This is a genomic window from Burkholderia sp. KJ006 (assembly GCF_000262695.1).
GTDB lineage: Bacteria > Pseudomonadota > Gammaproteobacteria > Burkholderiales > Burkholderiaceae > Burkholderia > Burkholderia vietnamiensis.
This window is the reverse complement of record NC_017921.1, coordinates 658665-683922: the sequence shown is the minus strand read 5'-3', so window position 1 is coordinate 683922 and position 25258 is coordinate 658665. Positions and strand designations below refer to the sequence as shown.

The 25258-nt window shown below is 67.2% G+C and carries 23 protein-coding genes and 1 pseudogene; 11 read left to right on the top strand and 13 right to left on the bottom strand.

Annotated features, from left to right (window positions below):
* The first annotated feature begins 2 nt into the window (after positions 1 to 2).
* The 7 genes from MYA_RS17160 to MYA_RS17130 all read left to right on the top strand — a co-directional run bounded on the left by MYA_RS17160 (position 3) and on the right by MYA_RS17130 (position 6688).
* The gene (locus MYA_RS17160; protein ID WP_014724331.1) at positions 3 to 902 is read left to right on the top strand and encodes an efflux RND transporter periplasmic adaptor subunit; all 900 of its coding nucleotides are present in this window, start codon (positions 3 to 5) and stop codon (positions 900 to 902) included.
* Complete coding sequence (locus MYA_RS17155) at positions 896 to 2308, top strand: efflux transporter outer membrane subunit (protein WP_014724330.1); 1413 nt, start codon at positions 896 to 898, stop codon at positions 2306 to 2308. Before MYA_RS17160 ends, MYA_RS17155 begins: the two co-directional genes overlap by 7 nt.
* A complete protein-coding gene (gene cynR, locus MYA_RS17150; protein WP_014724329.1) occupies positions 2305 to 3342 on the top strand; it encodes a transcriptional regulator CynR in 1038 nt (345 codons plus the stop codon). The genes MYA_RS17155 and cynR overlap by 4 nt, the downstream gene beginning before the upstream one ends.
* A gap of 387 nt (positions 3343 to 3729) precedes the next feature.
* Entirely contained in the window at positions 3730 to 4044 is a 315-nt protein-coding gene (locus MYA_RS17145; protein ID WP_014724327.1) for a hypothetical protein, read from the top strand.
* A gap of 37 nt (positions 4045 to 4081) precedes the next feature.
* Positions 4082 to 5044 (top strand): LysR family transcriptional regulator, encoded by a 963-nt coding sequence (locus MYA_RS17140; protein ID WP_014724326.1) that lies wholly within the window; start codon positions 4082 to 4084, stop codon positions 5042 to 5044.
* A gap of 90 nt (positions 5045 to 5134) precedes the next feature.
* Complete coding sequence (locus tag MYA_RS17135; RefSeq protein ID WP_014724325.1) at positions 5135 to 5449, top strand: DUF4148 domain-containing protein; 315 nt, start codon at positions 5135 to 5137, stop codon at positions 5447 to 5449.
* 135 nt (positions 5450 to 5584) lie between these two features.
* Positions 5585 to 6688, top strand: a complete 1104-nt coding sequence (locus MYA_RS17130; RefSeq protein WP_014724324.1) for a J domain-containing protein — start codon at positions 5585 to 5587, stop codon at positions 6686 to 6688.
* A gap of 41 nt (positions 6689 to 6729) precedes the next feature.
* Here MYA_RS17130 and MYA_RS17125 read toward each other — a convergent pair whose 3' ends face one another.
* The 5 genes from MYA_RS17125 to MYA_RS17105 all read right to left on the bottom strand — a co-directional run bounded on the left by MYA_RS17125 (position 6730) and on the right by MYA_RS17105 (position 11602).
* Positions 6730 to 7635, bottom strand: coding sequence for a LysR family transcriptional regulator (locus tag MYA_RS17125; RefSeq protein ID WP_011881221.1), 906 nt, complete (start codon positions 7633 to 7635; stop codon positions 6730 to 6732).
* A gap of 100 nt (positions 7636 to 7735) precedes the next feature.
* Complete coding sequence (locus MYA_RS17120; protein WP_014724323.1) at positions 7736 to 8980, bottom strand: acyl-CoA dehydrogenase family protein; 1245 nt, start codon at positions 8978 to 8980, stop codon at positions 7736 to 7738.
* 72 nt (positions 8981 to 9052) lie between these two features.
* On the bottom strand, positions 9053 to 9817 hold the full coding sequence (locus MYA_RS17115; RefSeq protein ID WP_011881219.1) for an SDR family oxidoreductase: 765 nt from the start codon (positions 9815 to 9817) through the stop codon (positions 9053 to 9055).
* Positions 9818 to 9875: 58 nt separating this feature from the next.
* Entirely contained in the window at positions 9876 to 10907 is a 1032-nt protein-coding gene (locus tag MYA_RS17110; protein ID WP_014724321.1) for a phosphotransferase, read from the bottom strand.
* Between the two features lie 20 nt (positions 10908 to 10927).
* Positions 10928 to 11602: a histidine phosphatase family protein gene (locus MYA_RS17105; RefSeq protein WP_014724320.1), complete on the bottom strand. Its 675-nt coding sequence runs from the start codon at positions 11600 to 11602 to the stop codon at positions 10928 to 10930.
* A 200-nt stretch (positions 11603 to 11802) separates the two neighbouring features.
* Between MYA_RS17105 and MYA_RS29995 the strand changes: the two genes are divergently transcribed.
* Complete coding sequence (locus MYA_RS29995; RefSeq protein WP_011881216.1) at positions 11803 to 11958, top strand: DUF3309 family protein; 156 nt, start codon at positions 11803 to 11805, stop codon at positions 11956 to 11958.
* A gap of 128 nt (positions 11959 to 12086) precedes the next feature.
* Here MYA_RS29995 and MYA_RS17095 read toward each other — a convergent pair.
* From MYA_RS17095 to MYA_RS17075, 5 genes and pseudogenes are all read right to left on the bottom strand, one after another.
* Positions 12087 to 14022: pseudogene (locus MYA_RS17095) on the bottom strand (SMP-30/gluconolactonase/LRE family protein).
* Between the two features lie 341 nt (positions 14023 to 14363).
* Positions 14364 to 15569 carry an MFS transporter gene (locus tag MYA_RS17090; RefSeq protein WP_014724318.1) on the bottom strand — a complete coding sequence of 402 codons (1206 nt, stop codon included), beginning with the start codon at positions 15567 to 15569 and terminating at the stop codon, positions 14364 to 14366.
* 7 nt (positions 15570 to 15576) lie between these two features.
* Positions 15577 to 15762, bottom strand: a complete 186-nt coding sequence (locus tag MYA_RS17085; protein WP_011881213.1) for a DUF1289 domain-containing protein — start codon at positions 15760 to 15762, stop codon at positions 15577 to 15579.
* 2 nt (positions 15763 to 15764) lie between these two features.
* The gene (dmeF, locus tag MYA_RS17080) at positions 15765 to 17069 is read right to left on the bottom strand and encodes a CDF family Co(II)/Ni(II) efflux transporter DmeF (RefSeq protein ID WP_014724316.1); all 1305 of its coding nucleotides are present in this window, start codon (positions 17067 to 17069) and stop codon (positions 15765 to 15767) included.
* An 11-nt stretch (positions 17070 to 17080) separates the two neighbouring features.
* Positions 17081 to 17353 carry a metal/formaldehyde-sensitive transcriptional repressor gene (locus MYA_RS17075; RefSeq protein WP_011881211.1) on the bottom strand — a complete coding sequence of 91 codons (273 nt, stop codon included), beginning with the start codon at positions 17351 to 17353 and terminating at the stop codon, positions 17081 to 17083.
* A 172-nt stretch (positions 17354 to 17525) separates the two neighbouring features.
* Between MYA_RS17075 and MYA_RS17070 the strand changes: the two genes are divergently transcribed.
* The gene (locus MYA_RS17070) at positions 17526 to 18503 is read left to right on the top strand and encodes a chromate resistance protein ChrB domain-containing protein (protein ID WP_041494047.1); all 978 of its coding nucleotides are present in this window, start codon (positions 17526 to 17528) and stop codon (positions 18501 to 18503) included.
* Positions 18500 to 19678, top strand: a complete 1179-nt coding sequence (locus MYA_RS17065; RefSeq protein ID WP_014724314.1) for a chromate transporter — start codon at positions 18500 to 18502, stop codon at positions 19676 to 19678. Before MYA_RS17070 ends, MYA_RS17065 begins: the two co-directional genes overlap by 4 nt.
* A gap of 120 nt (positions 19679 to 19798) precedes the next feature.
* On the opposite strand, the gene MYA_RS17060 is transcribed toward MYA_RS17065, so the two are convergent.
* The 3 genes from MYA_RS17060 to thrS all read right to left on the bottom strand — a co-directional run bounded on the left by MYA_RS17060 (position 19799) and on the right by thrS (position 22308).
* On the bottom strand, positions 19799 to 20119 hold the full coding sequence (locus MYA_RS17060) for a DUF4148 domain-containing protein (protein ID WP_011881208.1): 321 nt from the start codon (positions 20117 to 20119) through the stop codon (positions 19799 to 19801).
* A 213-nt stretch (positions 20120 to 20332) separates the two neighbouring features.
* Complete coding sequence (locus MYA_RS17055) at positions 20333 to 20791, bottom strand: MEKHLA domain-containing protein (protein WP_014724313.1); 459 nt, start codon at positions 20789 to 20791, stop codon at positions 20333 to 20335.
* Positions 20792 to 21009: 218 nt separating this feature from the next.
* On the bottom strand, positions 21010 to 22308 hold the full coding sequence (thrS, locus tag MYA_RS17050; protein ID WP_224019817.1) for a threonine--tRNA ligase: 1299 nt from the start codon (positions 22306 to 22308) through the stop codon (positions 21010 to 21012).
* Positions 22309 to 23323: 1015 nt separating this feature from the next.
* Between thrS and MYA_RS17040 the strand changes: the two genes are divergently transcribed.
* The gene (locus MYA_RS17040; RefSeq protein ID WP_014724309.1) at positions 23324 to 25258 is read left to right on the top strand and encodes a glycosyl transferase family protein; all 1935 of its coding nucleotides are present in this window, start codon (positions 23324 to 23326) and stop codon (positions 25256 to 25258) included.

Genomic DNA, 25258 nt, shown 5'->3' with positions numbered 1-25258 from the left:
ACATGAAGCGAATCATTCCGCTGCTGCGTACCGTGCTGACGGCCGCCATCCTCGCCGGCATCGTCGCCGCGATCTACGGACTATGGGTGCGTTACCAGATCGAGCCGCTCACGCGCGACGGCAAGGTGCGCGCCGACGTGGTGCCGATCGCGCCCGACGTGAGCGGCCTCGTCACCGACGTGCGCGTGCACGACAACCAGAAAGTGACGAAGGGCCAGGTGCTGCTGGTGATCGATCCGTCCCGCTACCGGATCGCGCTCGAACAGGCCGATGCGAACCTCGCGAGCGAGCAGGCCGAACTCGACGAGGCGATCCGCGAAGACCGCCGCAATCGCGCGATGCCCGACGTGGTGGCCGAGGAGTCGGCGCAACAGGGCGCGACGCGCGTCGAGAAGCTGCGCGCGGCGCTCGCGCAGGCGCATTCCGCGCGCGACCTCGCGGCGCTGAACCTCGAACGGACGCTCGTGCGCGCACCGGTCGACGGCACCGTGACCAACGTCGGGCTGCTGCCCGGCGTGTACCTGAGCGCCGGCAAGGGCGCGATGGCGTTGGTCAACGACACGTCGCTGCGCGTGGAAGGCTACTTCGAGGAAACCAAGCTGCCCGCGATTCACGTCGGCGATCCGGCCAGCATCTATCTGATGGGCGTCGCGAGCGAGATTCGCGGCCACGTGCAGAGCGTCGCGGGCGGCGTCGAGGACCGCGAGCGCGCGGGAGGCGACGCGCAGCTCGCGAACGTGAACCCGGCGTTCACGTGGGTGCGGCTCGCGCAGCGCATCCCGGTGCGCATCGCGATCGATTCGGTGCCGCCCGGCGTGCGGCTCGTGCCGGGGCAGACCGCGTCGGTCGAGATTCACGCACGCGCCGGCGACGTCACGGTGCGCCGGAGCCTGCCATGGTGAGCGTGCGCAAAGCGTGGATCGCCGCGCTCGGCCTCGCGCTCGCCGCCTGCGCGGAGGTCGGCCCGGACTATCGCGTGCCGCCTGCCGCGCTCGCGAACGCGCCGGCCGCCAGCGGCGCGTTCGTTGCGGGTGCAACGGCCGCGTCGAATGCGCCGTTGCCCGCTCGCTGGTGGCGGCTGTACGACGATCCGGCGCTCGACGCGCTGATCGAGCGGGCGCTCGCGAGCAACGTCGATCTGCGCGCCGCGCAGGCGAACCTCGAGCGCAGCAGCGCGCTGCTCGCGGCGGCGCGCACGGCGCGCGAGCCGAGCGCGGGCTTCGACGCGTCGACGAACTACACGCAGCAATCCGCCGCAGCGGTGCTGTCGCACGTTGAGCCGCCGCGGCACGAGATCTACAACATCGGCTTCACGATGAGCTACGACCTCGATCTGTTCGGCGGCATCCGGCGCGGAATCGAGGCGGCGTCCGCCGACCACGAGGCCGTCGCCACCGCGCGCGATCTGGTGCGCGTGAACGTCGCCGCCGAAGTCGCGCGCGCGTATTCGGACCTGTGCAATGCCGGAAACCGGATCGACGTGCTGCAGCGGGCGATCGCGCTGCAGCAGCAGCGCCTCGCGTTGACGCGCCAGTTGATCGCTAACGGCCGCGCGCCGAGCTTCGAAGCGCAGCGCGACAGCGGTGCGATCGACGACAGCCGCGCGGCGCTCGCGCCGCTGCAGGCGCGCCGGCTGAATGCGGCGTTCCGGCTCGCGACGCTGATGGGCGAGCCGCCGGAGAACTACGATCGCGCGCTGCTGTCGTGCCGCAAGCCGCTCGAACTGGCCGCGCCGATTCCGTCCGGCGACGGCCGCGCGCTGCTCGCGCGCCGTCCGGACGTGCGCGCGGCCGAGCGCCGGCTTGCCGCGTCGACCGCACGCATCGGCGTCGAAACCGCGGCGCTGTATCCGGACATCAAGCTCGGCGCGAGCATCGGCTCGACCGGCGGCGCGGCCGCGTTCCTCACGCCGTTGACGAACCGCTTCGCGGTCGGGCCGATGGTGACCTGGGATCTGCATCGCAGCGCGATCCGCGACCGCATCGACGCGGCCCGCGCCGACAGCCGCGCGAGCCTCGCGCATTTCGATGCGACGGTGCTCACGGCGTTGCGCGAAACGGAGACGTCGCTGAGCACGTACGCCGCCGCGCTCGAACGCCTGCAACGTCTGCAGGCAGCGCGCGACGCCGCGCGCGACGTGATGGAGCGTACCGACGAACTGCGCCATGGCGGCCGGGTCGGCGGCCTCGTCGCGCTCGATGCGCGGCGCACGTGGCTCGCGGCCGAAACGGCCGTCGCCGAGGCACGGCAGCAGGTGAACGACGACCAGATCGCGACCTTCCTCGCGCTCGGAGGCGGCTGGCAATGAGCACCGTCGACGATCCGATGCTCGCGCGGCCGGCGCATAATGGCGGGATGCCCGCCCCACGCGACTCGCGAATCAATCCGCGCAAGATGAAGTTCACACAACGCAGCCCGCTGCTTCGCAACATCAGTTATTTGCTGGCGATCGACGAGCATCGCAATTTCACGCGCGCCGCCGAAGCGCTGAGCGTGTCGCAGTCGGCGCTGTCGCAGAAGGTGCGCCAGCTCGAGGACGAGCTCGGCGCGCAACTGTTCGATCGCAGCGGCCGCGTGGTACAGCTCACCGACTTCGGCAGCGTGTACCTCGAATACGTGCGCCGCGCGCACAACGATCTGGTCACCGCGCAACGCGCGCTGCACGACGTGCACGACCTGTCGCGCGGGCAACTGCGGATCGGCTTCACGCCGACCTTCACCGAATACCTCGTCGCGCCGGTGATCGAGCAGTTCCACGAACGCTATCCGGGCATCGTGATCGAGATCACCGAGATGTCGCTCGATGCGGTCGAGACCGCCCTCGGCGACGACCAGGTCGATCTCGCGTTCGGCTTCGTCGATGTGCGCTCCGACGAAATCGAGGCCGAAGCGCTGTTTCCCGAACAGCTGATGCTGGTGGTCGGCCACACGCATGCGCTGACCGCGCAACGCGAGCCCGTCACGCCGACGCAGCTCGCCGATACGCCGCTCGCACTGCTGACGACGAGCTTCGTGTCGCGCTTCTACGTCGACAGCTATTTCCAGTCGTACGACATGCAGCCCGACGTCGCATTGCAGGCCAATTCGATCAGCGCCGTGCTGAAGATCGTGAGCCGCGGCAAGATCGCGACGATCCTGCCCGGCACGATCGAGTTCGAGCATCGCGATCTGCAATACGTGCCGCTCGACCCGCCGTTCCCGGTGCGCACCGTCGCACTGCTGCGCCGCAAGGGCGCGTATCGCACGGTCGCGTCGACGGCATTCGCGGAGCTGGTGCGCGAGATGCTCGACCATGGCAGCCTGTCATCGCTGCGTACGCTGACGGCGCGCGAGCAGGGCTGACGTCGGCGGCGCCGCCGCAATCTCCACCGCAATCTCCAGATCGATCGTCCGCCGCATCACGGATGCGGCGGTCGTTTCTTGCGTCGTCGTTTCGTTGCGCATGCATCGATCAACGATCGATCCGCCTTATCGACCGCATCGGAAATACGCCTTGGACACGCTCAGGGTTTTCCATCATTCTCCCCTCATCGATTCGATGTGAATCGGTCGCGCCGAATAGCGGCGTCGACGGGCCCGGCGCCCATGTCGCACGATCCTTCCGTAGCACGCCGACACACTCGACAAGAAGAATCTGACACGCTCCCGGCCATCGACGGCCTGCGTCGGCGATGCCCACGTCCCGAATCGAACGCGTGTAAAACCCGTTTGGTCTAATTGGAATCCTGAATGTCCCGGTCCGCTTCCCTTTCCGTTCTCGCCACCTTCATCGCGCTTTGCGGCATCACGGTCACCGCACCCGCATCCGCGCAACAGCAACCGGCGGCGCCCGCCTCGCAGCAGCAATCGAGCAGCATCGCCTCTGTCGTAGCAGTCGCCGCCGCGCATGCAGGCGATGACGCATGCGCACACGGCGCCACCGCAACGAAGGCCATCGCCGCACCGGTGCGCGTCGCCCCGACCCGCACGCCCGATGCACCGAATGCACCTGAGGCCGGCTGCATCGGCCCGGCGAGCTTCTGCAACGTCTACTTCGGCAGCTGATCCGCCGCCGCCACCGCCCCTTCCAACAGGAATCGTCGTGAATCATCTGTTCAGTGCGATGCGGGTCTTTCTCAAGGTTGCCGACACGCATCACTTCTCCCATGCCGCTCACCAGCTGAACCTGTCGCCGTCGCTCGTGACGCGCTACGTCGGCGATCTCGAATCGCACCTCGGCGTGAAGCTGTTGCAACGCTCGACGCGCAAGACGGTGCTCACCGAAGTCGGCGTCCGCTATGCGCAAGGCTGCCGCTCGCTGCTCGCCGACCTGTCCGAGATCGAGTCGCGCGCGACGCAGGAATCGAGCCGGATCGGCGGCGATCTGAACGTCGTCGTGCTGCACAGCTTGATGTCGCCGGAGCTGGCCGCGCTGTTTGCCGAGTACCAGTCGCGCCATCCCGAGGTGTCGCTGCACATCACGCTGACCGAGTCGGAAGTCGATCTGCTCGGCGGTGGCTTCGACTGCGGGATCGTCGCCGATACGATGATCTCGTCGCTCTCGGTCGTGTCGCGCGCGCTGGCCCATGCGCCGCTCGTCGCGGTCGCATCGCCCGGCTACCTGCTCGCCATGACCGCGCCGCAGCAGCCCGCCGACCTCGCCGCGCACCGGATCGTCGGCGTCGCGACAGGCGCGAAGACGTGCCGGTGGGTTGCCCCGGACGGCACCGTGGACGCGCTCCACGTCGAGCCGCGCGTCACCGTGAACAGCGCGCTGATGCAGCGTCAGCTCGCGCTTGCGGGCGGCGGTATCGCGCTGCTGCCCGAATTCGCGGTGGCGAGCGATCTGCGCAGCGGCGCGCTGAAACGCGTGCTCGCCGATTACCGACTCGTCAGCGACGGCGTCGCCGTGTCGCTCGTGTATCCCGGCCGCGAGTTCCTGCCGGGCAAGGTGCGCGCGTTCGTCGATCTCGCCGCCGAGCGCTTCAGGCTGCCGTCGGTCAGCATGCTGCGCGCGGTGGCGGCGCGACCGGACATGACCGTGGCGACGGCCGCCGCCGCGTGACGTGCGTTGCGTTCCACGCGTATCGATTCGTTTCGTCGCTGCGGCCCGCCGCGTGCGCGACGAACCGCAGCGAAACCCTCCGAGGAAATCATGAAATCCATCATCGTCACCTTCGCGACGCTCTGCGCGGCCGCGACCGTCCTGCTCGCCGCACCGCGCGCATCGTATGCGCAGTCGCCGCTCACCCGTGCACAGGTTCGCCAGGAATTGCTCGACCTCGAATCGGTCGGCTACGATCCATCCGCCGGCGACGCCGACAACTACCCGGAAGGCATCGTCGCCGCGCAGGTGCGCCTCGAGGAGAAGCGCGCCGCCGAACGCCGCAGCGGCGAAGCGGCCTACGGCTCGGGCGGCGCACCGCGCACGTCGTCGGGCGCAGCGGCCGTCGCGGCAGCGAACCGATGAGGTGTGGGGTGCCGATGCGCAGTGCGCGCGTGAAGATCGACGCATGCGCGGGCACACCGCCGCACGGCGGCATCCCGCGTCCAGCTAAAATACCGGCCTGCCGCGCGTCCCGCCGCGGCCGGAGGACCCCACATCATGACCGCACGCCGCGGTGCCGCGATTGCGATCGCGCCCGGTCACGAGACAGCCCGCCTGTCCGACGCCCAGAAGACCTTCAACACGCTCGTCGAGCGCATCGACAAGCGGCGCGAGCGCCTCGCGGCGTGGGACGCCGTCACGCCGGCGTTCCAGAAGAAGTTCGTGGACGCGCTGCTGCCGCTCGAACGCGAATCGACGGCGCTGCGCACGCGGCTGATTCATCTGCTCGACGACGCGTTCCTGCGTAGCGGACTCAGCAAGGCCGAGCAGCGCACGCTGTCCGACCTGATCGCGGACATGGCCCGCGACGTGCTCGACGCCGCCGACGACGCGGCGCTGCAGCGCGTCTACGATCGCCATCATGCAAGCGGGCCGGCCGGCAGCGCAGCGGCCGATCCGCAGCCCGCGCCCGGCGCCGACGCGGCAGACGATCTCGATGCCCTGTCACCCGACGAACTGGCGCAACGGCTCCAAGCCGAGCTCGACGCGCAGTTCGAGCGCGACATGGCCGCGCACGCGGCACGCGAGGCGCAGCGCGCGAAGCGCAGGAAGACGCCGAAGCAGGCAGCCGCGCAGGCGCGCGCCGAATCGGAACAGGCCGAATCGAGCAAGTCGATCCGCGAGATCTACCGCAAGCTGGCCAGCGCGCTGCATCCCGATCGCGCCACCGATCCGCACGACCAGGAACGCAAGACCGCGCTGATGCAGCGGGTCAACCACGCCTATGCGAAGCGCAACCTGCTGCAGCTGCTGGAGCTTCAGCTTGAGATCGAACAGATCGACCGGCATGCGATCGCCGGCCTCGGCGAAGCGCGGCTGACGCGCTACAACGGCATCCTCGACGAGCAGCTGCGCGAGCTCGACCGCGAGATCGAACACGTGGAGAACGATTTCCGCCGAACCTACGGCATCGCGCCGTCCGTGAAGATCGCACCCGACACCGTGGTGCGCCTGCTCGCGCGCGACATCGCCGGCATGCAGCGCAGCATTCAGGACCTGACCGTCACGCTGCGCGAGTTCGAGGATCCGGACAACGTCCGGCGCTGGCTGAAGGAGATGAAGCGCCGCCCCGCATCGGCGCGCTTCGACGACGACCGTTAGCAAGCGGCGCGCGCATCACTGCGGCACGTCACTGCGATGCATCACTGCAGCTCGCCGATCCCGCCCATCAGCGTCATCAGCTGCTCGCGCAACCATCGGCTGCCCTGATCCTGGTCGGCGCTGCGGTGCCAGTAGCAGAAGTATTCGAGCGCCGGCATCTCGAACGGCAGTTCGAGGATGCGGGCCGGATAGCGCTGCAGCAGCCGGAGCGGCGCGGTCAGCGCGAGATCGCCGCGCATCGCGATCAACGGCGCGACCATGTAGTGCTGCACGCGCATCTGGATGGTGCGGCGCAGCCCGAGCCGCGTCAGCTCCGCGTCGACGTGCCCGCTGCCCTTGCGGCGGCTCGACACGTGGATGTGCCCCATCGACAGGTAGTCGTCCATGGTCAGCGCATCGCGCCGGAACGGATGATCTTCGCGGATCATGCACGCGTAGCGGTCGCGCACGAGCAGCGCCTGGCACAGGTGCGGATCGCCGATCAGCGGCGCGTCGATCGCGATGTCGACGGAGCCGTTCGCGAGCGCGGTCGCCACTTCGCGGCGGTCCAGCGTATAGCTGCGCACGTGCATGCCCGGCGCATGCGTCTGCAGCAGCTCGCCGAGCGCCGGCAGCAGCAACGCCTCGGTCAGGTCGCTCATGCTCAACCGGAACACCCGCTCCGACGACGCGGGATCGAACACGTCGCCCTCGTGCGCGCTCGAGTCGAGCAGCTGCAACGCCTCGCGCACGCGGCCGACGATGTTCTCGGCCATCGGCGTCGGCATCATCCCGGCCGGCGTGCTGACGAACAGCGGATCGTTCAGCGTCTTGCGCAGCCGCGCGAGCGCATTGCTGACGGCCGGCTGCGTGAGGTTCAGCACTTCGGCCGCGCGCGTCAGGTTGCGCTTGTTGTAGATCGCATCGAATACGACGAACAGGTTCAGGTCAATCTTCGAAAGGCGCATTGCCGGATCTCCTTGCCGGCATCTTAATACGGCGCGCGCGTCGGGTTCGGCCACCTCGCGTCCGCTCGCGCGCGCTCGCCGCGACATCGCAGCGACACGTTCAGTCGCGCGGCGGGCGCGTCAGATACGGCTCGGTCGCGCCGCGCACGGCGCCCTTGATCTCCATCCGCGCGATCGACTGCAGATGCACCTCGTCCGGGCCGTCTGCGAAGCGCAGCGCGCGCCCCCAGCTCCACAGATCGGCGAGCGGCGTGTCCGGGCTCAGGCCCATCGCGCCGAACACCTGCATCGCGCGGTCGCACACGTCGGTGTACATGGTCGGCACGAGCGCCTTGATCATCGAGATTTCCTTGCGCGCGGCCTTCGCGCCGACCTTGTCGATCATCCACGCAGCCTTCAGCACGAGCAGCCGCGCCTGGTCGATCTCGATGCGCGAGCGCGCGATCCATTCGCCGACCGTCCCGTGCCGGTTCAGCGGCTTGCCGAACGCCTCGCGCGACTGCGCGCGATCGATCATCAGCTCGAGCGCGAGCTCTGCCGCGCCGATCGAGCGCATGCAATGGTGGATGCGCCCCGGCCCGAGCCGCGCCTGCGCGAGCGCGAAGCCGCTGCCTTCGTCGCCGAGCAGGTTGCGCGCCGGCACGCGCACGTTGTCGAAGGTGATCTCGCAGTGCCCTTCCGGCGCGTAGTGATTGACCACGGTGATGTTGCGCACCACCGTCACGCCCGGCGTGTCGCGCGGCACGAGGATCATGCTCTGCTGCCGGTGCGCTTCCGCCGCCGGGTCGGTCTTGCCCATCACGATGAAGATCTTGCAGTTCGGATGCGCGGCATTCGTGATGAACCACTTGCGGCCGTTGATCACGTACTCGTCGCCGGCGCGCTCGATGCGCGTCGTGATGTTGGTCGCATCCGACGACGCGACGTCGGGCTCCGTCATCGCGAACGCCGAGCGGATCTCGCCGTGCAGCAGCGGCAGCAGCCACTCGTCGCGCTGCGCCGGCGTCGCGAACATGTGCAGCAACTCCATGTTGCCGGTGTCCGGCGCATTGCAGTTGAAAACCTCCGACGCCCACGCGACGCGCCCCATGATCTCCGCGAGCGGCGCGTATTCGAGGTTCGTCAGCGCCGTGCCCGGCTCGTCTTCCTTCAGATGCGGCAGGAACAGATTCCACAGCCCTTCGGCCTTCGCGCGCGCCTTCAATTCCTCCATGAACGACACCGGGTAGCGCCCCGCATGCACTTCGTCGTTCCACTGGCGGATGCGCGGCACGATGTGCGCATCCATGAACGCACGCACGCGCTCACGCAGTTCTTCCACCTTCGGGGTATAGCCAAAATCCATGATCGATTCCTCGCAATTGCGCGTGTTCGTTCGGTTCAAAAGGCCCGCAGGCCGTCGTAGGTCGTCGCGCGCTCAGAGCGTGAGGCCGCCGTCGACGACGATGCATTCGCCATTCGTATAGCTCGCCGCGTCCGACACGAGATACAACACCGTGCCGGCCATCTCGGACGGCTGCGCGTGACGGCGCAGCGGGATCTTCTCCATCCATGCCTGATAGATCTGCTGGTCGGCGAACAGCGCGCCCGCGAACTTCGTCTTCGTGAGGCCCGGCAGCAGCGCGTTCACGCGGATGCCGAGCGGCCCGCATTCCTTCGCGAACGCCTTCGTCATGTTCACGACCGCGGCCTTCGTGATCGAATAGATGCCCTGCCGGTCGCCCGGCTGCAGCGCGTTCACGGACGCGGTGTTGACGATCGCGCCGCCGCCTTGCGCCTTCATCAGCTTGCCGGCCTCGACCGACATGAAGAAGTAGCCGCGGATGTTCACGTCGACGGTCTTCTCGTACGCGGCCAGATCGGTGTCGAGGATGTGCCCGAAATACGGATTCGCCGCCGCGTTGTTCACCAGGATGTCGAGCCGGCCGTGCCGGCCGCGGATCGTCTCGAACGTCGCGGCGATGTCCTCCATTCGTCCGACGTGGCAGGCCAGCGCTTCCGCGCGGCCGCCCGCCGCGACGATTGCGTCCGCAACGGCCCGGCAGTCGTCGAGCTTGCGGCTCGACACGATCACGTGCGCGCCCTGCTGCGCGAGCAGCTTCGCGATTTCCTCGCCGATGCCGCGGCTCGCGCCCGTCACCAGCGCGATCTTGCCCGTCAGGTCGAACAGGTTCGTTGCCATGTTGCTGTGCTCCTCCATCGATGTGTTGTCGTGCGGCCGCGCGGCCGTGTTTGCGGCGTCAGCGCTGCGCGCCGATCACGTCGACGGCCAGCTCGGCCAGCCGGCCGGCCATCGCGCCGACGCGCAGCGCCTGTTCGCTCGACGCGTTGCCTTGCAGCGCGCGCGCCTTCACGCCCTGCGCGATCGCGGCGAGCCGGAAGAAGCTGAACGCGAGATAGAAATGCCAGTCGCGGATCGGCTCGATCCCGCGCAGCTCGCAGTAGCGCGCGACGATCGCCGCTTCGTCCGGGATGCCGAGTTCGGCGCGATCCTGGCCCGCGAGCCCGCGCACCTGAGTGCCGGCCGGCAGCCGCAGACACATGCAGAAGTACGCGAGGTCGGCGAGCGGATTGCCGAGCGTCGACAGCTCCCAGTCGAGCACGGCCTGCACGCGGTAGTCGTCGCGCGCGAACATCACGTTGTCGATCCGGAAGTCGCCGTGCACGAGCGCCGGACGCCCCGCGTCGTCGGGGCACGCTTGCGGCAGCCAGTCGATCAGCGTCTCCATCGCGTCGAGGCGCTCCGTCTGCGCCGCACGATACTGCTTCGTCCACACGCCGATCTGGCGCTCGAAGTAGTTGCCGGGGCGACCGTAGTCGGCAAGGCCCACCGCGTCGACGTCGACGTCGTGCAGCGCGGCCATCGTGCGAATCAGCGCGTCGTAGCAGGTCGCGCGGTCGGCCTTCGGCAGCTCCGGCAACGCCGGGTCCCAGAAGATGCGGCCGTCCTCGAAGCTCATCACGTAGAACATGCTGCCGATCACGTCGCGGTCTTCGCACAGGTGATACGGACGCGCGACCGGCACCGCGGTGCCCGACAGCGCGCTCAGCACGCGGAATTCGCGGTCGACCGCATGCGCGGACTTCAGCAGTTCGCCGGGCGGCTGGCGGCGCAGCACGTAGCGGCCGCTTTTCGCGTGCAGCAGGTACGTCGGGTTCGACTGGCCGCCGGCAAACTTCTCCAGGTCGAGCGGGCCTTCGAAGCCCGGCACGTGCGCTTCCAGATAGCGCGTCAGGCGGGCTGCGTCGAGGGGCGGGGCAGGATGGGTCATCGTCGCGATCGTTCGTTGGGTCAGCCGTAGGTGCGCCATGCGTGTCGTTCGGGATCGTCGAGATGCGGGATGCCGTTGAACGACGCCAGATGGAACGCGTCGGCGTTGAAGAAAAACTGCGAAAGACTGCTGTTGCGGATCTGCAGGTTCAGCGCGATCGCGCTCGCGGGCGGCGCGGCGAGCACCTGCTGGACGGTCACCGCGATCGGGCCGCCCGAACTCACCGCGAGCACGCGCTGGCTGCCGCCGTCGCGAATCGCCGCGCGCGCGGCGGCGACGCGCTGCTGGAAATGCGCCCAGGTTTCGGGCGCCGTGTCGCCGAGCCGGTCGTCGGCCCACAGATGCAGCACCTGCCGCAGCGCGCGGAAGTGCTCCTTCATCGAGCCGGCCGCGAGCCGCGCGATCTCCGGATAGTCGTGCGCGGCGGCCGCGAACAGCCCGTGGAAGTCGTATTCGTTCAGGCCCGGATGACGGTCGACCGTCACGCGTTCGCCGCCGATCCCGCGCAGGATCGCGTCGACCGTCTGCGCATGCCGGTTCATCGTCCCGCAGATCACCCGGTCGAAGGTCAGGCCCTGCCGCGCGAAATACTCGCCGAGCCAGACGCCCTGCTGCTCGCCGCGCGCGGACAGCCGGTCGTAGTCGTTCGTCCCGAACGACGCCTGCCCGTGCCGTACCAGAAAGAGTTCAGCCATTGCATATCCATCGAAGCGGTGCCGAAAGACCAGCATAGCGATCGCGTATGCATTTTTGAAATTTATTTTCTGAATCTATCGGCATTCATCACGTGAATTCCCGGTGCGTGAACACGCCCGGCAACCGTCACGCCGCTCGCCGCGGCACAGGAATTGCGACGCCAGACATCGTCTTTTCCAACAATCTCAGGAGGGATGCGATGCTCGGTACGATCCTTATCATCGTTCTGATTCTGTTGCTCATCGGCGCGTTTCCGGCATGGCCGCACAGTCGGAGCTGGGGTTACTGGCCGTCCGGTTCGGTTGGCCTGATCGTGGTCATCGTCGTGATACTGGTGCTGCTCGGTCGCATCTGAATGGGAAAGCGCGTGCCGGCCGACCGGCGCGCGCTTTCCCGTTTCCTCGTCATCGCTTCTTTACAAACGCAGGCCATCGCCGGCAACGCCGCGGCGGCGAAGTGAACGCTCGCGGCCGTCGCGCCGCCTCAAGGCGTCCACCGATAGACGGTGATGCTGTTGCCCTTCACGTTGTTCTTCGTCACCACATATTCGCCGTTCGCGCGGCGGTACGCGCGGACGCTGTACATCGCGTCGATCGCGCTGCTGGTATCGACGGTCGCCGGGCTCGCATTGACGAGCGTCGTGTCGAGCCGGCCCGTGTCGAGATTGAACGCGTCGATGTTCGGCCACAGCGGGCCGCTGCTGCTGAACCAGTAACCCACGAACAGATGATTGCCGGCCGCGTCGATCGACTTCGCGCCGCTGTGCGGCAGCGTGATCACCGGGTTCGGCCTCGTCGTGTTGCCCGCGAGCCAGCCGTGATAGACCTCGATGCGCGTGCCGATCGAGGTCCAGTCGGTGCTGCCCACCACACCCTGGGCGAGCACCATCGTGTCGCTGTCGGCGAGATAGACGATGCGCGTGAGCGGCTGGATGCTGGCGGGAATCGGCGTCGGCACGCCCGCGCCCCACGAAGGCTTGCCGCTCGCGTCGAAGCTCGCGAGCGGATAGTGGTAGATCGCGCCGGTGTGGTCGAGGCCGGCCCATACGCCGCCCTTGCCGTCGATGCTGAAGCCGGCCGACACGCGCCGCGTCGTGTCGAATGCCGGGCCCGGGATCGCTCCGTCGGGAATCGCGATGTAGCCGTTGGCCGCATCGAAATGGAAGAAGTAATAGACCGGCGGATTCTGCCCGGCCACGACGAGAATCCGGTTCGCGCCGACCGCCGTGAGCAGCCCGAAGTGCTCGTCGCGCTGCGGGTCGTTCATGTTGATGCGCGGGTCGGCCGGATACGCGAACGGATCGACGGTGTTCGCGACGAACGTGCCGCCCGCGGTGCCGCGGTACACGTGCGTGCCGCTGTAAGAACAGCGCGCCGTCCGTGACCGGGTCGGGCGCGGCGATGCCCTCGAAGTTCAGCGACTGCAGCGTCCAGCGCAGGCCGCCGGTGCTGCCGTATGCGTGAAGGTCGGTCGCACCGTTGCGGCCGAGATCCCAGCTGCCGCCCCACGGGTTGTTCAGCACGTACAGGTTGCCGCCCGTATCCTTGCCGATGCCCGCGATGCGCGTGAAGCGCTGCGCGCCGACCTGCCCCTTGATGCCGGTGGTCGTGTCGAGATAGCCGCCGCGCACGCCGAACGTGCCGACCAGCGCCGGCCGGCCCGTCACCGCATAGCGCTTGATGTTCATGTCGGGGCCTTCGTCGCCGACCATCAGTTGCCCGGCCGCCGCATCGAAATAGAGCGCCGACGGCTGCGACCCGGCCGGCAGCCGGATCGTGTTCAGCAGCGCGCCGGCCGGACTGTATTCGACGATCGTTCCCGCGCGCTTCTGCGCGACCCATACGTTGCCGGCGGCGTCGAGCGCGAGCGCGCCCGGCGCCGCTACGCCGATGTCGCGCTGCCATACGCCGTCGGTCGTGAACACGCGCACGCGGTTGCCGTAGAAATCGCTCGCGTAGAGCAGCGTGCCGGCCGTCGCAAGCCCGGTGACGACGTCGATGCGCGGCTGGTTCGTCGCGGCGGTGACCTGGATCAGCCGGTCGCGGTAATGCGTCGCGCGGTTGTAGCGCCCGACCGCGCCGCTGCCGTATCCGCTGCCCGGCTGGAGCGCGACGAACAGCGACGTCGCGTTGCCGGTGATCGCGCTGCCCTGGAATTCGGCATGCGTGCCGATCGAGCCAATGCTTTTGCCGTTCTGGTAGATCGCGACGCCGCCCTCATACTCGTCCCACATCGATGCGGTGTAGATCACGCCTTCGGGCGCGACCCACATCGCCCGTGCGACGTTGCCGACGTGCGCGGCGAGCGTGCCGTAGGTGTTCGCGAGCCAGTCGGTGGTATTGCCCGCGTGGCCGGGCGGCGCGACCGCGGCGATCGACACGGCAAGCAGCACGGCGCGAAGCGATTTTCCGGCAACCATGGCAGACGCTCTCCTGAACGATGGAATCACTCATGTGAAGGGCGCGCCGGACGGTGCGTACCTCGGCGTTGCGTAAATACTTCCGCGGAATCGTCCGGCGCGGTCGGTATTACATCGCGCGTACATCCGATCTTCGACAACGCCGAGAATAGCGGCAGATAAATCGAAAAAAATTGCGGAGGGGGAGTTGCGGGTGGAGCGTGGCTCAACGGGGAGAGCGCGGCTCAATGGCTGGGGATCGATTCGGCAACTGGGGGAAAGTCGCCGGTCGCGGATGCAGTCGCGGCTGTGTCAGCGCGAGCGCCGCCCGACGCACGCGCAGTGCATCGCCTCACGCCACCTCACGCCGCCGGCGGCGCGACGCGCGGCATGAGGCGGCACAGCGCGAGCGGCACCACGACCAGCGCCGCGCCGGCGACGAACGTGGTCGATGCGCCGAAGTGCGTCCACAGCGCGCCGGCGATGCTGCTGGCGAGCAGCATGCAGATCCCGCTGACCAGATTGAATACGCCGAACGCGGTGCCGCGCAGCGCGGCCGGCGATGTTTCCGACACCATCGCGGCGAGGATGCCCTGCGTGAAGCCCATGTGCAGGCCCCACACGGCCACGCCGGCGAACATCGTCGGCATCGACGCGCCGAGGCCGAGCAGCAGGTCGGCCGCGATCAGCAGCACCATGCCCGCCGCCAGCAGCATGCGTCGGTCCATCCGGTCCGACAGCACGCCGACCGGCCACGCGGACAGCGCATACGCGATGCTCATCACGACCATCACGCCCGGAATCCACGCGGCGTCGAGGCCCGTCTGCTGCGCGCGCAGCACGAGGAACGCCTCGCTGAAACGCGCGAGCGTGAACGCCGCGCCGCCCGCGACGACGAACCAGTACGCGCGCGGAAACTCGCGCAACGCGCGCCAGTGCAGCGGCGAACGAAAGCCGCGCTGCGGCGCCGCATGCTCGGGCTCGCGCACGCCGAACACGATCAGCGCGATCGCGACGAACGCGGGCACGACGGCGAACCACATCACGATCCGGATGTGGTCGGCGAACCCCAGCATCAGCACGATCGCGCACATCGGGCCGAGAAACGCGCCGACGGTGTCCATCGACTGACGCAGGCCGAAACATGCACCGCGGATCTCGGGCGGCGCGACGTCGGCCACCAGCGCATCGCGCGGCGCGCCGCGAATCCCCTTGCCGACGCGATCGAGCAGGCGCGCGACGACGACCACGGCCGGCGTGGACGCCAGCGGAAACAGCGGCTTGGTCAGCGCCGCGAGGCCGTAGCCGACGAGCAGCAGACCCTTGCGGCGCCCGAGCCAGTCGCTGATCGCGCCGGAGAACACCTTGACGATCATCGCGGTCGCTTCGGCGGCGCCTTCGAGCACGCCGAGCGCGACGACGCTCATGCCCATCGTCGTCACCAGATAGATCGGCAACAGCGCATGGATCAGTTCGGACGACAGGTCCATGAACAGGCTCACGAGGCCCAGCGCCCAGACGGTACGCGGGATCGGCTGCTTGCGTCGAATCGGTGCGGGCGTGTTCATCGTGCGATCAATCGGGTGTGTCGCGCGCGAGCCTGGCATGCCGCCGCGCGCGGTCGTTGACGATCTGATGACGCCGGTGATCCGTCATCTTCTTCCAGCCGCGCGCTTCGTCGCGGGTGCGCAGGCACGCGACGCAGTAGCCGGTGCGGCCGTCGAACGAGCATACCTCGACGCACGGCGACTTGACTGCCATCGTCATTGCCCTCGCGGCACGGGCACGACTTCGACCGTCACGTGCGACAGGCTGCCGAAGCGTTGCAGCACGCGGTGGTAGTAGCGCGCATCGCGCTGCGGGTCGTCGGTCAGCACCGAGACGACCGCGCTCATGTGCCCCGGCCCGAGCCGCCACACGTGCAGATCGCGGATCCGGTCGCCGGTGCTTTCGAGCGCGGCGCGCACGCTGTCCGCCAGGCGGCGATCCGGATTCATGTCGAGCAGGATGCTGCCCGTGTCGCGCATCAGCCCGTACGACCAGTTCGCGATCACCAGCGCGCCGACGATGCCGGCGAGCGGATCCATCCACAGCCAGCCGAACGCACGCGCGAGCAGCAAGCCGGCGATCGTCAGCACGGACACCGCCGCGTCGGCGAGCACGTGGATGTAGGCCGAGCGGATGTTGTGATCGCGGGCCGCCGCCGAGGCGCCGTGCTCGTGCTCGCTCTCGGCGAACGTCAGCGCGTGCTCGCGGCCGTTCAGCCGGACGATCGCCGTGAACGCATGCGGCTCGGGGATCGTCTCGATGGACTCCAGATAGCCGTCGCGGCTTTGCATCGCGAACGTATGGCGGCTGCCGTCCGGACGCAGCGTCGTGATCGATACGGCGGCCGCGTCGACGAGCGCCGCGTCGTGCGTCGCCGGCGCGATCCGGAACACGGGCGGCACGCCGTCCTCGAACACCGACACGGCGAATGCGTGCTGCCCGTCGACGATCCGGTGCGCTTCCGCGTCGTGATGGTGGGCGTGCTCATGTTCGTGGCCATGGTCGTGGTCGTGATGATGTCCGTGCGCATGCCCGTGATGATGGCCATGACCGTGATGATCGCCGCTCAGCAGCCACGCGCTCGCGATGTTCACCACCAGCCCGAGCACGGCGATCGGAATCGCTTCGCCGAAGTGAATCGGCACGGGCGCCAGCATCCGGCTGACCGCCTCGTACGCGATCAGCAGCGCGATCATCGCGAGCACGATCGCGCTCGTGAAGCCGGCGAGATCGCCGAGCTTGCCGGTGCCGAACACGAATCGCGGGTCGCTCGCATGCTTGCGCGCATAGGTATACGCAAAGGCGGCGATCAGCATCGCGCCGGCGTGCGTCGACATGTGCAGCCCGTCCGCGACCAGCGCCAGCGAGCCGAAGATCGACCCGCCGACGATCTCGGCCACCATCATCGCCGCGCACAGCACGATGACGGTCCAGGTCCTGCGCTCGTTCTGCTCGTGCGCGGCGCCGAGAAAAATGTGATCGTGCCCTGCGCCGAAGGCCTCATCGCTGAAACGACTCATTGCGCCTCCGGTCATTTGAAGTAGCTGTGAACGACTTCGATCAGCTGCTCGCTCGCGCTGCCTTCGTCGTCGTGACCTTCCGCGTCGACCAGATGGCTGCGGATGTGATCTTCCAGCACGACGGCGAGCAGGCCGTTCATCGCGCCGCGTCCGCTCGTGATGAGACGCAGGATCTCGTTGCAGCCGCGCTCGTCTTCCAGCGCGCGTTCGATCGCCTCGACCTGCCCCTTGATCCTGCGGACGCGGTTCAGCAGCTTCTGTTTTTCCTGGATGGTGTGGCTCATGGTGGTCCCTTCATATACCGGGGGGGACTATATATCAAATCGCGGGTTCGGATAGTGGGGAGGGGTATCTCGGCCATTGGTCCGACCAAACGATGCGCGCGCCCCGGAGCGTCAGGACGACATCGCAGCGAGAAACTTGTAGAAGTTGTGACACAGAAGTAGCATCCCCTACATGAACTCATTCACCACTTGGTCGCTGCTCGTGCTGACGCTCCCGACCCAGAACGCGACGGCCCGCATGCGGTTCTGGCGCGCTCTGAAGGCGAAGGGCTGCGCGGTGCTGCGCGACGGCGTCTACCTGCTGCCGCACTCGGACGAGCAGCACCGAACCCTGGACGAACTGGCGGACGCGATCGCCGACAGCGGCGGCAGCGCGCATCTGCTGCGCGCGCCGAGCGCCGATGCGGCGCAGGAGCAGGCATTTCGCGCGCTGTTCGACCGCAGCGACGACTACACGGCGTTCATGCGGACGCTCGCGGACGCCCGCAAGACGCTCGCCGGCCAGCCGGCTTCGGAACTCGCGCGCCTGCTGCGGCGCGTGCGCAAGGATTTCGACGCGCTGCGGGCGATCGACTACTTCCCGGGCGACGCGTCGACGCGCGCCGAAGCCGCGCTGCAGGACTTCGTCGCGCTGGTCGACACCGTGCTGTCGCCCGGCGAGCCGCACGCGGCCGAGCGCCCGATCCGCGTGCTTGCGCTCGGCGAATATCAAGGGCGCACGTGGGCCACGCGGCGGCGCATGTGGGTCGATCGCGTCGCGAGCGCGTGGCTGATCCGCCGCTTCATCGACGCCCGCCCGCGCTTCGTGTGGCTCGCCTCGCCGACGGATTGTCCGGCCGACGCACTGGGCTTCGACTTCGACGGCGCGGCGTTCACGCACGTCGGCGAGCGCGTGACGTTCGAGGTGCTGCTGGCCAGCTTCGGCCTCGACGGCGACCGCGCGCTCGCGCGGCTCGGCGCGATCGTGCATGCGCTCGACGTGGGCGGCCCCGCGGCGCCCGAAGCCGCCGGCCTCGAAGCCGTGATGGCCGGCGCCCGCGAGCGCGCGCAGGACGACGAGCAGTTGCTCGACCAGATGGCCGTCGTGCTCGACGCCTTTTATGCGCATTTCACGTCGACCGGGACGACCGGGACCGGAGCCGCATCATGACCACCGCCACCGCCGCAACCGAACCGGCCTACTCGCTCGGCGAGCTGGTCGCCTACATGCTTCGACTCGGCACGTTCGGTTTCGGCGGGCCGGTCGCGCTCGCGGGCTACATGCGGCGCGATCTGGTCGAGCGGCGCGGCTGGATCACCGAAGCCGATTACAAGGAAGGACTCACGCTGGCGCAGCTCGCGCCGGGGCCGATGGCGGCCCAGCTCGCGATCTATCTCGGCTTCGTGCACTACCGCGTCGCCGGTGCGACGCTGGTCGGCTGCGCGTTCGTCTTGCCGTCGTTCCTGATGGTGGTCGCGCTCGGCTTCGCGTATGCGCATTTCGGCGGGCTGCCGTGGATGCACGCCGTGTTCTACGGCGTCGGCGCGGCGGTGGTCGGCATCATCGCGATGAGCGCGTACAAGCTCACGACCAAAACCGTCGGCCGCGACAAGCTGCTGTGGGCGATCTTCGCGACGCTTGCCGTCGTGACCTTCGTCACCGAGTCGGAGATCGCGTGGCTGTTCGTCGTCGCGGGCGTGATCGGCTGGCTGTGGCGCGCGCCGCCCCGCTGGTTGCGCGGCGGCGGGCTCGGCGCGGCGGCCGCCGCCAACCTGCCGGCGGCGAGCGGCGCGCTGAGCGGCATCGATCTGCCGCAGCTGCTGCAGCTCGGCGCGTTCTTCATGAAGGCCGGCGCGTTCGTGTTCGGCTCGGGGCTGGCGATCGTGCCGTTCCTGTATGGCGGCGTCGTCACCGAACATCACTGGCTCAACGACAAGCAGTTCGTCGATGCGGTCGCGGTCGCGATGATCACGCCAGGGCCGGTCGTCATCACGGTCGGCTTCATCGGCTATCTGGTCGCCGGCCTGCCCGGTGCGATCGTCGCGGCGCTCGGCACGTTCCTGCCGTGCTATCTGTTCACGGTCGTGCCCGCGCCGTACGTGAAGAAGTACGGCCACCTGCCGGGCGTCAAGGCGTTCGTGGACGGCATCACGGCCGCGGCCGTCGGCGCAATCACCGGCTCGGTGCTGGTGATCGCGAAGCGTTCGATCGTCGACGTGCCGACCGCCGCGCTGGCCGTTGCGACCGTCCTGCTGCTATGGCGGTTCAAGAAGCTGCAGGAGCCGGTAGTGGTCGCGGCGGCCGCGTTGATCGGGCTCGTCGCTTACCCGCTGCTCCATCGTTGAGCGCGCGCCGCTACGGCGCGCATCGCGGCCCACGGCCCATCGGCATGCGGCCGGCCGCGCGGCGTCGAATCGTGCGTTCCCCCGCCGTGCAGCGCATGCCGGCCAAGTCGCGCGAAGCGCTCAGTGATGTTCGTACAGCCCCGACGTATCGTTCGACGCGTACGACACCGCCGCGCGTTGCGCGTCGGATTGCGACGCAACGGCGTGCGACTGCGCAGGCGATGCGTCCGGTCGTTGGGCGGCGACCTTCGCTTCGGCCGCCTGGATGTCGCTGGGGTAGAACGGGTCGTTGCCGATCGGACGGTACCCTGCCCGTTCGACGCGTGCGAGGTCGGCGCGCACTTCGGCACGCGTGACGGGACCGTTCGTGTTTTGCGCAAAGGCGACGACGGGAGCGCTCAATGCGCATGAGATCAGGACGGCGCGGATCAGATTCTTCATGAGGTTCACCTATTGGAGTGGTATGACCGTATCCGGGAGCGGTTTCGGTTCTTCGCTCTCCACCCAGTGCGATGAAGAGTGAGACTCCATTCTCGGTAACGGGCACTTTCGGCAAGGTGAGCCGTCGATTACGAATTCGTTATCTCGCCGGCCGGCGCAGGTTTCGGCATCCGGCCCGACCCGCGTCGCGCACGCGCGACGCACGCAACGGCATCAGCCGATCGGATGGATCTCAGGGATCATCGCCGCTTGACCGCAATGATTGCCGTCCGGGTCCGTGAGTTGCCACACGGTCGCATGCTCGATCCAGAAGCGCGTGCCGGACTTCGTGATGCGGATGCCGCGGTAGCCCGACACGAAGCCGTCCCGCGCCACCTGCTCGAGAAACCGCTGGCGCTCGCTGCGCTCCATCGGCTCCGCCGAGAACCGCGACGGCAACGCCGTCAGTTCGTCCCAGTCGTATCCGAAGATCGCCTGTGCGCGCGCGTTGCCGTAGACGAACACCGGATCCGCCGCGACCCCGTGCGCGAGAATCCCGAACGGCGCGGCTTCGTACAGCCATCGCGCGCCTTCGGCGGCGCTCATCCCCGCGGGCACCAGCGGCTTGCCGAGCAGCCGGCCGTAGCTGTCCGACAGGATGCGGAAGAAGGGAACGTCGATGTTCGGCGACATTGCGGGAAGCTCCATGGAAGGCTTGCGAATCGGTACGGGGCGGCGATTTTGCCGTGCGGGATTATAGGGCTGACAGTGGCCGGGCCGCAGCGTAGCGCAGTGCGTCAGTCGTCGAGGCCGTCGTCGTCCGGCACGCAAGGCCGCCTGCCGACAGGTTCATCTCCTCAGACGAATCAATGGTCTGAGGAGAATCCCCGCCGACTGCATTGCCTTTCGTATCAGCACGCCCGCGTCGCGGATGGAACGCGCGCATGCTGCTTGAGAAACGCCAGCGCAGCGTCGATCGTCATCACGTGCTGCTCGCCGCCCCTCATTCGCAGCGACACTTCGCCGGCCAGCGCTTCCTTGCGGCCGGCAATCGCGACGATCGGCGCGGCGAGTTCCGTTGCATCGAAGATCTTGCGGGGCAGCCGCTCGGCGCGGAAATCGCGCAGCACGCGGCAGCCGATGTCTTCGAAAGCGGATGCCGCGCGATCGGCAAATGCGCGATGATCGTCGCCGATGTTCGCGACGACGATCTGGTCGGGTGCCAGCCATGTCGGCAGCCATCCCTCGTAGTGTTCGAGCAGAATGCCGATGAACCGTTCGAGGCTTCCCAGCACGGCGTGGTGCAACATGACGGGCGTCGCTTTCGCGCCGTCCTCGGCGACATACGACGCACCGAGCCGCTCCGGCAACACGAAATCGAGCTGGATCGTCCCGCACTGCCACTTCCGTCCTTGACGGTCGACCAGATGAAATTCGAGCTTCGGGCCGTAGAACGCGCCTTCTCCGGCCAGGATCGCGAATTCCAGCCCGGCCGCCCGCGCGGCCGATGCCAGCATCGCTTCCGAGCGATCCCAGACCGCATCGTCGCCGGCACGCGCCGGCGGCCGCGTCGACAACGCCACGTCGCACTCCCCGAACCCGAAGTCTGCGTAGATCGCCTTCAGCAGCTTGCAGAACCGCGCGACTTCATCTTCGATCTGGTCGGGCAGGCAAAGTACATGAGCGTCGTCCTGCGTAAATGCACGCGCGCGCATGAGGCCGTGCAATGCACCGGACGGTTCGGCGCGATGGACCGCGCCGAATTCGCAATATCGGATCGGTAAATCGCGGTATGAACGGCTGCCCTTCTTGAATATCTGCACGTGGCATGGGCAACTCATCGGCTTGAGACAGTACGGATTACGGTCGCTCTCGAGCGAAAACATGTTCGGCCCGAACTTTTCCCAATGGCCGCTCCGTTCCCACAGATCGCGAGACAGGATCTGCGGCGTCCGCACTTCGGAAAAACCGGCCTGCCGCATTCGGACCCGAATGTATTCCTCGATGACGCGATAAAGAACCATCCCGCGCGGATGCCAAAAGATGCCGCCTGGACTTTCATCTTGCTGATGAAACAGATCCAGTTTGTTGCCTAACACTCGGTGATCGAAATCGTCCATGGTTTCTCCGTCGAACGTGGTGCCGGCCGAGCGGAGCGCGAAAAAAAGCCCCGTCCGTTTCCGGCGGGGCTTCGGGATGGTTTGACGCAATGACTTACGACGTGCAACCTCCCCTCGGCCCGCCATTGGCGGTCGTGGTGGTGGTTGCGGTGGTCGTAACGAGAAGTGCGTGCATGCGGCTAATCTAGTGGACGTATCGACGTCTGTCAATGAAGTGCTCGAATCGGTATTCGGTGTCGGCGTCTTCCGGTAGGTCGAGCGTACGGAAAGAAAGTGAAGCGAAAGATGGAGCATCGCGCGACGACTAATTCGCAGATTCGAAACCGTCGGATGACAGCAATATCGCTCCATTCGGCGACCGACGAATGGACGTTTCACAAACCATCGAGATGCGAAGTTCGCATGCAGCAATGCGTATCGACGAAACGCCGTCCATGCGATTTCCATTTCGCTAACGGCACGATTTCGATAGCGCCACGAGTTGCCTTCCGATGGCAATCGTCACCCCGCTCGCGCGGCACTCGAACACGCAGAATTACACCTTTCCCGAATGCGGCGCGACGCAACGATTCATCACGTCGCGGCATCCGTGCACGTCGAAGTCCGGCGTGCGCGAGCGGGTCGTCTGCCGGGCCGCAACTCATGTTGTTGCAACGGCCCACAACGTCCGAGATCACGCCATCAGCGCGCCGTATCTCGGCTAACGCGGCGTAACCGCGGCGTCGATCACGCATCGAATTTCTCAGAGGAATTCGTCTGCTCCTCATCCTGCGATTTTCCCACTTCCGGTTGCAAACAAAAACCACATGTGGCGTGGAACACAAAGCGAAGAGAGGTGCGGATACACGGCAAACGATTGCCACGAGCGCCGTTGATCGACATCAATTGCGCAACGAAGCGCGCCCATAGATTCGAATCATTAAAGGAGCGACACGGTCTCGCGAAACCTTGCGGTGACGGCGCGATCGCTTCGAACGGGGAAGGCTATGAACACAAAAAATAACGACGGTGCGACCGAAGTCGCACGGGGTGGAAATTTGCGGGCAGCGCGCTGCATGCGTGCGATTCGCCAACCGTCTCGCTTCGGCGGCGGGGGAACCGCACGATGACGTTGGCTCCCGCGCTTCATCCGCTGCAGGCGGCGTACTTCGATGCATTCAATGCGGTGGTCGTGGTCGTATGCACGGTCATCCTCGTGTCGTCGCTCGACGACCTGTACATCGACGCTTTCTATTGGATCCGCGCCGCGTACCGGCGCTTCGTCATCCACCGCCGCTATCCGCGGCTCACCGCTCAGGAATTGCGCGGCGAGGACGAGCGCTGGTTTGCGATCATGGTGCCCGCGTGGAAGGAGTACGCGGTGCTCGCGCAGATGATCGAGCACACCATCGCGACGCTCGAATATCGCAAGTTCGTCATCTTCGTCGGCACCTATCAGAACGATCCCGATACGACGATCGAAGCCGATCGCATGGCGCGCTGCTATCCGAACGTCGTGCGTCGGGCGATCGTCCGCAACGACGGCCCGACGTGCAAGGCCGATTGCCTGAACTGGATCGTCCAGTCGATTCTCGCCTACGAGCAAGAGAACGGCATGCGCTTTGCCGGCGTCGCGATGCACGATTGCGAGGACATCATTCATCCGCTCGAACTGAAACTCTTCAATCACCTGATCGAACGGAAGGAGTTTCTTCAACTGCCGGTGCTGTCGCTCGAACGCGACTGGAAGGACTGGGTGGGCTGCACCTATCTCGACGACTTCAGCGAGTGGCATTCCAAGGATCTGGTCGTGCGCGAAAGCCTGACGGGTTGCATACCGGGCGCGGGCGTCGCGTCGTGCTACAGCCGCCGCATCCTCGATCGCCTGCTCGAAGGCGCGAACAACCAGCCGTTCTGCACCGACAGCCTGACCGAAGACTACGACACGAGCTTCCAGATGAAGCGCATCGGCGCGCGTATGGCCTTCGTCTGGCTGCCGCTCGAATACAAGACGACACGTCGTCACATGTTCGGCGGCCAGCGTCGGCAAATCGACGCGCGCAGCATCATTGCGACTCGCGAGCTGTTTCCCGGCACGTTCCGCACCGCCTACCGGCAGCGTGCACGCTGGATCATCGGCATCGCGTTCCAGGGCGCGCAGCGCCTCGGCTGGCACGGCTCGATCGCGACGAAGTACATGTATCTGCGCGACCGGAAGGGCACCGTCACGTCGCTCGTCACCATTCTGGCTTACCTGCTGCTGGTCAATCACCTGCTGCTGCGGTTCGCGATCGCGCGCGGTTGGCTGCCGGCCGGACAGACCTTGCTCGAGGCCTCGCCGAAGTGGCTCGAGTACATGATGGCCGCGAATACTGCGCTGCTCGTGAACCGCGTGCTGCAGCGCGTGTACTTCGTCACGAGACTGAACGGATTTCATCAGGGGCTGCTGTCGATCCCGCGGCTGGTGGTCAACAACTTCATCAACTTCTTCGCAGTGTGTCGTGCGTGGCGATTGTTCATCGTGTCGACCGTGACCGGGCAACCGATCGGCTGGGACAAGACCAAGCATTCGTATCCGTCGCGCGAGGATCTTCGACTGGTGCATCGCCGCCTGGGAGAGCTGCTGCTCTCGTGGCATGCGATCAGCCAGGAGCAGCTCGACGATGCGCTCGAAATGCAGCGCACCGACGCCGGCACGCGGCTGGGCGAACTGCTGGTCAACGAAGCCGGGCTCGATCCCGAAACGCTCGCCGACGCCGTTGCATGGCAGGCGGGATTGCCGCGTGTCGAGTTGGCGCGTCGCGACTGGCGGCCGTTCGCCACCCGGTTGCCGGACTTCATCGAAGTGCGGCATCGTGCGATTCCGTTCGGTATCGGCGAAGGATCGGCGCTCAACGTCGCCGTGGCGGCGCCGCTTTCCGATACGGCGCTCGCGCAGTTGCGGGCGGCCGCCGGTGTGGACGTGCAGTGCTTCATTGCCGCCGAGCACGAGATCGTCGCAGCATTGGACGAGTTGCGCGCGTCGGCCGAATCGCACGGCACGCTGTCGGGGGTGGCCTGA